Source organism: Chitinophaga sp. Ak27, from assembly GCF_012726295.1.
In the GTDB taxonomy this organism is placed as follows: Bacteria; Bacteroidota; Bacteroidia; order Chitinophagales; family Chitinophagaceae; genus Chitinophaga.
The window spans coordinates 270,721-278,140 of the sequence record NZ_JABAOB010000012.1; the positions used below are offsets into that span (position 1 = coordinate 270,721).

The 7,420-nt window shown below is 45.2% G+C and carries 7 protein-coding genes and 1 tRNA gene; 6 read left to right on the top strand and 2 right to left on the bottom strand.

What is annotated here, in order from left to right; translation table 11 throughout:
• The first annotated feature begins 16 nt into the window (after nt 1–16).
• The 4 genes from HGH90_RS30035 to HGH90_RS30050 all read left to right on the top strand — a co-directional run bounded on the left by HGH90_RS30035 (nt 17) and on the right by HGH90_RS30050 (nt 4,090).
• Nucleotides 17–1,528, top strand: a complete 1,512-nt coding sequence (locus HGH90_RS30035; protein WP_169192643.1) for a SecDF P1 head subdomain-containing protein — start codon at nt 17–19, stop codon at nt 1,526–1,528.
• Nucleotides 1,529–1,576: 48 nt separating this feature from the next.
• The gene (locus tag HGH90_RS30040) at nt 1,577–2,077 is read left to right on the top strand and encodes a DinB family protein (protein ID WP_168764703.1); all 501 of its coding nucleotides are present in this window, start codon (nt 1,577–1,579) and stop codon (nt 2,075–2,077) included.
• Nucleotides 2,078–2,173: 96 nt separating this feature from the next.
• A complete protein-coding gene (locus HGH90_RS30045; protein ID WP_169192644.1) occupies nt 2,174–3,493 on the top strand; it encodes an RICIN domain-containing protein in 1,320 nt (439 codons plus the stop codon).
• Nucleotides 3,494–3,697: 204 nt separating this feature from the next.
• Nucleotides 3,698–4,090 (top strand): hypothetical protein, encoded by a 393-nt coding sequence (locus tag HGH90_RS30050; RefSeq protein WP_168764705.1) that lies wholly within the window; start codon nt 3,698–3,700, stop codon nt 4,088–4,090.
• A gap of 195 nt (nt 4,091–4,285) precedes the next feature.
• On the opposite strand, the gene HGH90_RS30055 is transcribed toward HGH90_RS30050, so the two are convergent.
• Nucleotides 4,286–4,359: transfer RNA gene (locus HGH90_RS30055), tRNA-Arg, on the bottom strand.
• Between the two features lie 137 nt (nt 4,360–4,496).
• Between HGH90_RS30055 and ung the strand changes: the two genes are divergently transcribed.
• Both ung and HGH90_RS30065 read left to right on the top strand, forming a co-directional pair.
• Nucleotides 4,497–5,168 carry a uracil-DNA glycosylase gene (gene ung, locus HGH90_RS30060; RefSeq protein WP_169192645.1) on the top strand — a complete coding sequence of 224 codons (672 nt, stop codon included), beginning with the start codon at nt 4,497–4,499 and terminating at the stop codon, nt 5,166–5,168.
• 12 nt (nt 5,169–5,180) lie between these two features.
• Complete coding sequence (locus tag HGH90_RS30065) at nt 5,181–5,918, top strand: lysophospholipid acyltransferase family protein (protein WP_169192646.1); 738 nt, start codon at nt 5,181–5,183, stop codon at nt 5,916–5,918.
• Nucleotides 5,919–5,987: 69 nt separating this feature from the next.
• Here the strand turns inward: HGH90_RS30065 and HGH90_RS30070 are convergent.
• Nucleotides 5,988–7,420 (bottom strand): putative LPS assembly protein LptD (locus tag HGH90_RS30070; protein ID WP_262888622.1); only part of this gene is annotated, 1,433 nt, incomplete at its 5' end.

Consider the following 7,420-nt stretch of genomic DNA (forward strand, 5'->3'; position numbering starts at 1 on the left):
TAACGCTCCAGAGGAAATGAAAAAATCTTTCTTATTATACACAATACTCATCTTGTCTATGACTGTATGCGCTCAAAACAACAGCAGGGATGCACGCTATAAAAAGTACACCGGGAAGTACGGCGACAACTCAGGCATCTGCCTATTTGAAGACGGCCAGTTCCTGATGTATGGTTATGCAACGATGGTATTTGGTACTTACAGGTTTGAAAAAGATTACCTTCTTTTCACGCCCGATAAACCTGATATCTACGAGGTATATGCCCATCAGCACCCTAACTACGGTGATAGCGTACGAATTAATTTTGTAGGCTTCCAGCAGGGCAAAACCTTTTTGCAATTTGATAATGATATAGCCCACCCGGTGTTTAATGAAAATGCCAATTGCTTTGACCCACCTTATGTTTATGAAGCAGCCAGGGCGCCACGCACCTTTACACTGGCAGCCATTCTGCCCGAAGCCCGTTGGAATAAGGAAGATGCAGGTATTGCATGGACCTACCAGGTAAATAAAGAGTTCAACGATTTTATTTTTGTTCACAACGAACCTAAACGGCAATATGAAGATTTTAGCGGCATGGTGAGAAAAAACGAAGATGGTGAGACGTTACAACTATCTAATTACGGTGGAAAAGAAGGATATCAGAAAAACGAACCAGCCGATAACGATGAATGGCAACGCGTTCTTGCTATGAAGCAGGAATATGAAGCGTCAAAGCAGGGAAATGCAGACACCGGTTATGCCAACAGGCATTATCACGCTTTCCCCGAAGTAGATCTGGCGAATTATGCTTTCGATCCCGCTTCCAACCAATACATCAGCAAGCAGGCGGCCGATAATGAGCAATACTTCCGGAGTAATCAATATAACGACGACCGTTACCTGCGCAAATACGTAAAGATCCAGCCTGTAACGAAGCGCGATAATGAATTTGATGCCCGCAAAGCGGCCCAGGGAAGCATATTTTATACCGTTTGTGGCGAGGGATCAGAAAAATCATATCACTATAATGGCTATATTAAATACGAAGATGCCACGGCGGATGCAGCACCGATTGCGACCACTGCGCCAGCCCCCATGATAACGACAGATAATCCTCATAAAGTGGATGATACGCATTCGGCACCAGGTAATAACAATACGCCCAACTACGCTAACTTTAAACCATTTCCTGTTAACCGCGAGGATGGATTTTATGTAGTGCAGAATGCCAACTACCAGGACTATAGTAAAACGATACTGGCTAAAATGCCATTTCTTACTAAAAAAGATATAACATCCGCAAACGCCAGAACAAATGATGATGGCCAGTCGGTTATAGATATCAAATTTAGCGACACCGGGAGAAGCAAATTAACCACCATCACTGCGGCTAATACCGGTAAACCCATCGCAGTGGTAGTAGGGAAAAAAGTTATCACCATGCCGGTTGTCCGGGAACCCATTACAGGAGGGGAAATACAGATAGCAGGAGGCTTTACGCTGAAGGAAGTGACCAACATTGCGAAACAGTTACAACAAAAGTAACGGACTTATAGAACTTCCGGCCGTATATTACATCTAAAAAACAACCTCATGTTACCATCTCACAGACAAAGTTTATGGAGACAATTTGGCGGCAGCATTGATATGCTGGTCAACGCTATTTCCGCGTATCCTGAAAATCTTTGGTACCAGGAGAAAAAGTTTTTCTATATCTCCTATCATGTAGCTATTTTCCTGGATTACTACCTCACCATTCCCGCAGCACCCCTCTCCGCCCCGCTTTCATTTACGCTTAGCGATGATATCCCGGCCGACGGCATCGACGATATTGTTCCGGACAAAATTTACAGTAAAGAGGAGATATTGACCTGGCTACAGGCAAGCAGAAAAAAATGCCATGACCTCATCATCCATATGACGGAAACCGGTTTCAATGAACCATGGGTAGAAATAGACGGGGACAAAGTGATGCCGGTCTTTGAACTATTCTTATACAATATGCGTCATGTACAACATCATGCTGCACAACTGAATATGCTACTCAGAAAAGATACCGGCGATGCGCCCCATTGGGTAAGGGCGGCCAGGTAAAGAAAAGAGGGCATTTTACAAAAATTTATTCCGTACATTGGGCGCCGTACCATTTGTGAAATAATAGTGTAACCCATCACTTAAACCTCACATATCATGACCCTCACGCACAAAATGCCCACGGTTTGTCTGGCACTAACAAGTGCCGCACTTTTTTCATTTTGCAGTAAACAAGCACTTACCCAGATCAATGGTCAGCAGAGCATGCTGGCTTCAAACAAAACAACCACCGCGGCCCAGATCCTGAGCAGCACCTGGGAAACGGTAACAGATGGCAGCTCATTGACGGATTATACCCGTTTCGAATCAGAATGGAATTATCTCTATCCCTGGGGATCCGATCACAATGGAACGGCCCGTATGTACGGAAGCAGCACGGATCATAGCCAGATCTACCTGAACGGCGATGGCTCCCTGACACTCAAGGCTACATATCAGCCCGACAGTCTTCCCAGTAATAAAGATCCGTACCTCCCGATTCACTATCACTCAGGTACCATTTATTCTAAGCACCAGGTACTGATCGATTCTATCTACCCTTACTGGGAGATCAGCGTAGACCTTCAGGCGCCCACGGCTTTGGGCACCTGGCCTGCGTTCTGGATTACAGCTGTAAATAGCTGGCCGCCCGAAAGTGATATCGTGGAAGTGAAAGGCAGTACGTCCATCTGGCAAAATACCTACGATGGCAACTGGCAAACCAAGTTAACTACTGTCAACAATGCAGCCACTACCTGGCATCATTATAAAGCAGTATATAACCGGTTAAAGAATACCAATGGGTCCTGGTCCAATAGTGTAGAATGCCAGTACTTCATCGATGGCATATTGACGGCTACGCATGTGGGGAATAATTTTGCGAATGCCCCATACTGGCTCATTATTGATCTGCAGATGGAGGGCGCCAGCGGTAACCCCGGTCCGCAAACAGCTACCTATTTCAAAGTGAAGAACGTGATAATGCGCAAAGGTAAAACCCCCTTCGATCCCAACGCTTCTTATAAACTGGTAAACGTAAACAGTGGGCAGGTACTGGCAGTGCCAAGCGCTTCTACTACCCAGGGAGTAACCCTCATTCAGTGGCCCTGGCTGGGAGGCACAGAGCAACAATGGCAGATCGGCGATCAGGGCAGCGGCTACTATGTATTAACCAATCGCAACAGCGGACAACTGGTAGATGTTAAAAATGCTTCCACTACACAGGGCGCTGCTATCATACAGTGGCCGTCTACCGGTGGCAATAACCAAATTTGGCAGATATCGAGAGTCGGAAATGGGATTTACAACTTCAAAAATCGCAATAGCGGATTAACATTGGATATGGCCAATGCTTCCAAAGTGCAGGGCGATACGGCCATTCAATGGCCTTATCAGTCTGGCGCCAATCAGCAATGGCAGATTATCAGTCAGCAGTAATATGATTGCAATTGGCATGTAAAAATCCGCCGCCTCAAATTGAGGCGGCCGGTTGTTTGTCAAATTTTTATAACTGGTAACATTAACGACTAAACGAAAATAAATAGAAGGCAGTCATAATATTACCAGACATCCATGCAGTCATGAGACGTATTTTTTGACTAAAAAACTTAAACATTTTGTATAATCGTAAAAGCATAAAATATGGATACAAAATTTGATGCAGGAATTAATATTGCCATAAAAATCCCAAAAAGTAAGTACGAAAAAACCGTCGCTTTTTACAAGGATATTTTGAAGCTGGAAGTGCAGGAAAAACCGATTAATAATCCAACCGTTTCCCGAACACACGAAGTGAAATTCGGTAACAATGTTATATGGTTAGATTGCGTAGACAACTACACCCATTCCGAAACCTGGCTACAACTGACTGTTCCTAACGTAGAAGAGGCAACAAAATATCTGCAATCGAACGGGGTAGAAACCTGTGACGAAATTGAGGAGCTTCCTGAAAACATGCATTGGATTACTGACCCTGCAGGCACAGTATTTAATTTACAGCAGAATGTGCGGCTGAAAAGCGAATATGAACAGTGATAGATTGCTTCACCACACTTTTTTTCTTAGCCCGGAATACGACTACCATCTCTTTTTATCATCATTCACAGCATGCAAAATTCTGAATGATTAACTACGCGCGTAAGAGGCTATTTGCATAAATAAAAAGACTTTTTTTGAATGCGCTGCAAATAAAAAAGACAAGCTGAAACTGATTCAACTTGTCTTTTTTCGTGTCCCGGATTGGATTCGAACCAATGACCTACTGCTTAGAAGGCAGTTGCTCTATCCAGCTGAGCTACCGAGACTTATATGTTTCATTTTCCCTTGAAATGTGAAATAAATTGTTATATTTATCTCTCGTTTTGGGAGTGCAAATTTATGTAAATTTCTCTCAATAAATCAAATTTAATTTTAAATTTCTTTAAATATAGTTTTGATCACTATGGATGTACAAATTGAACCAAGTTGGAAGGAAGCGCTGAAAGATGAATTTACAAAATCGTATTTCGACCAGGTCGTCATGTTCCTCAAGCATGAAAAAGCACTGGGAAAAGTGATCTACCCTGCAGGAAACCTCATCTTTAACGCCTTCGATAAAACCCCGATCGACAAAGTAAAAGTAGTGATCCTCGGACAAGACCCCTATCACGGCGAAGGCCAGGCGCATGGACTCAGCTTCTCTGTACCTGATGGCGTAAAACCACCTCCTTCGCTGGTTAACATTTACAAGGAAATGAAAACAGACCTTGGCCTGGACATCCCTACCAGTGGCAATCTCACTAAATGGGCAGAGCATGGCGTATTATTACTTAACGCCTTCCTGACGGTAAGAGCCAGCGAACCCGCCTCCCATAGCAAAATAGGCTGGGGAGATTTTACCGATGCCGTTATCAGAACTATCTCCGAAAAAAGACAGGATGTTGTATTCCTGCTCTGGGGCCGCTTTGCACAGGATAAACAATACCTGATAGATGCCACTAAACATCATATATTGCAGGCAGCACACCCTTCTCCCTTTAGCGCGGACAAAGGATTTTTTGGATGCAGGCATTTTTCAAGAACCAATGAAATACTGACGAAAGCAGGAATTGAGCCGGTAGACTGGAGACTCTAAAAGTAACTACCCATGTTAAGAAACATACTCGGCCGGATATTCGCGTTATGGTGCCTGCTGCTTTTTGCCGGCACCATGTTAATCGTGTTTATTCCTATCTGGATTTTTTCCTTCTGGCCAGACCCTGTAAAATCCAAAGGCTTCCTGGCTATCGGCAGGATATGGATGATCGTGTATATGCCGCTCATAGGATGTCCTGTGAGAAGAAAGGGAACGGAATATTTTGCACCAGGACAAACCTACGTGATTGTCTGTAACCACAACTCGCTGATCGATGTGCCGGTAACCACCGCTAAAATTCCTGGCGCCAACAAAACACTGGCCAAGGCCTCTATGGGCAAAATCCCGCTCTTTGGCGTACTATACCGGATCGGCGGCATCATGGTAGACCGCAGCAGCGAAGCCAGCAGGAAACAAAGTGTGATAGAAATGAAACATGCGCTGAGCCTTGGATTGCACATCCTGCTATACCCCGAAGGTACTCGCAACCGTACCAAAGAACCACTGAAAGCTTTCTACGACGGCGCCTTCGCGCTGGCAATAGATACCCAGCTGCCGCTGATGCCGTCTGTATTACTACATACCAGGAAAATAGTACCGGCAGAGAAAAAGTTTTTCGCATGGCCGCACCGCATCGACTACCATTTCTTCCCGCCCATCCCAACACAAGGGCTTACCAGGGATGATTTGCCGGCATTGAAAGAAAAAGTATTTAAACAAATGTGGGACTTTTATACCACGCATGAATAAAAGAAGAAAGCGAAGCAGATGCCTGCCTCGCTTTCTTCTTCTATGATACCAGCAGGATGAAATCCTGCCCTATAAATCGTAAAACTGCCTCGATCGGTTTATACGCAGATCCCGCAGGATACCGGCCTTGGGGTTGATCGTAATACTGAACTGCCGGAAAGTACCAAACGGTATCAGGTTGATAGACATCTGCCAGCAGTGCAGGTCCCTCGATATATACATATTCGTATACGCGATCTGCATATTGGTAAAATCAAAACCACTGTTCAAACCTATCTTCCATTTTGGCGTAAGACTAAAATCCCCGTTGAAACTAACATATTGGGTAATTCTCTTTACTACACCTCCGGAATCCGGAATAATAGTATTCGTATAGGCAAGGCTATAGGAGAGATCCACCCGCCACGGAATATCAAAGTCCACGTACTCTCCAGGATTTGCACGTACCATGGCCAGCTGCCGCTGTTGCGCAGCAAATGCAGCATCCTTGCTCTGCGCATTTTCAATGGAGTCGATAGTTTGTTCTTTGGCTTTGCTCTTCTTATCCTTCGACTGGAAAGAAGTACTCATCGATATACTGGCGTTGGTTAAACGACCCAGGCTGATCTTGCCCTGCTGCCAGATGAGTTTATCGATCCGGCGGCCGCGGGCATCAGTCTGGTAAGGATCCAGGTTACCGCTGGCGGAAATATTCAGTTTATCAAACAGGTTAGTACGGGCATAAATAGCGAAAGTCGACAGCTTAAAGGAATCGGCTACCAGGTTGTAGTTGCCGTTGATACCGAAACCATCCAGTAATTTAATCTTCTTCTCGTGGTTGCCGGTGGTATCTTTCCGGGAAAATACCTTCATCTCCAGGTTGTTGTCTAACCCGAAGTTGATACCGCCAAAGGTTCCGGGGGATGGCACGCCAATGATCGCTCCATCGAAGTCAGACATCATGGTTTTATCTCCCTCCTTATTATACTGTACCAGGCGGTAATAGCTGCTGGATAAATCCGGGCGGTAGCTGGCACTCAGCGTAGGACGCATCACATGGCGGATGGCCTTCACCTTGGAATGCTTGGCAAACGTGTACATACCATACAGGGCGGTCGACAACGACATGCTGGCGCTTACGTCGCGCGCGGTGAAAAAGCCAGCCTGATAAGTAGTATCCAGGGCGCCCTTGTCGCCCGTTCCCAGGTTCGGCTTGTTGGGGTTCCAGTTACGGATAAATTTCTTGGCGTACCAGTATTCTGAATAGTTGATACCCGGCGATAAAGTAAATGTCTTAAACACAGGGATGGAGAAAGAGATAGGCACACTATGCTGTATACCCGTTTGCATCGCATCGAACATCTGTTGCCGTCCAAACAGTGAATCCTTGAAGTTGGCCTGGTTGCGCAATACGCCATTATACGAAATCCCTATCTTCTCATACCACTTAGGCTTACCTACCATTTCTTTTGGCTGAAAAGGATAGATGGTATTTACGGTGAAAGTCGCGTCCGGGAAGGAAA